General features: G+C 53.9%; 1 protein-coding gene. It reads left to right on the top strand.

Annotated features, from left to right (window positions below; genetic code table 11):
* On the top strand, positions 1–532 hold a 532-nt coding region (locus tag RE027_RS18160; RefSeq protein ID WP_368809697.1), incomplete at both ends, for a phage portal protein.

Here is a 532-nt window from a genome sequence, read left to right as displayed (position 1 = left end):
TCTCACGACCGGGGCGCTGGAATACAAATACACTGAAAACGGTAACGAGCGCGTCATTCCCGTCAAAAACATCATGCACATTCGCGGGTTCGGTCTTGACGGTGTTTGCGGCATGATGCCGATGAAAACAGGCCGGGATGTGATCGGTTCTGCAATGGCGGTTGAAGAGTCCGCGGCGAAGATATTCGAACAGGGCCTGCAAAGTTCAGGGTTTCTCTCTTCTGATAAAGCTCTGGATGATACTCAACGTGAAAAACTTCGCGGTTACATGGCGGCGTTTACAGGCTCAAAAAACGCCGGGAAAATCATGGTGCTTGAGGGAGGCTTGACGTACCAGGGCGTAACCATGAACCCGGAAGATGCTCAGATGCTCGAAAGCCGCGCCTTTAGCATTGAGGAGATCTGCCGCTGGTTTCGCGTTCCGCCTTTCATGGTCGGTCACACCACGAAGCAAAGTAGCTGGGCATCCAGTCTGGAGGGCATGAACCTCCAGTTCCTGACGCACACCCTGCGCCCCCTGCTGGTGAACATA

The organism is Kocuria sabuli, from assembly GCF_040981185.1.
GTDB lineage: Bacteria > Actinomycetota > Actinomycetes > Actinomycetales > Micrococcaceae > Kocuria > Kocuria sabuli.
Note: the sequence above shows the minus strand (reverse complement) of the source record. Positions and strands in the feature narration are given on the sequence as shown.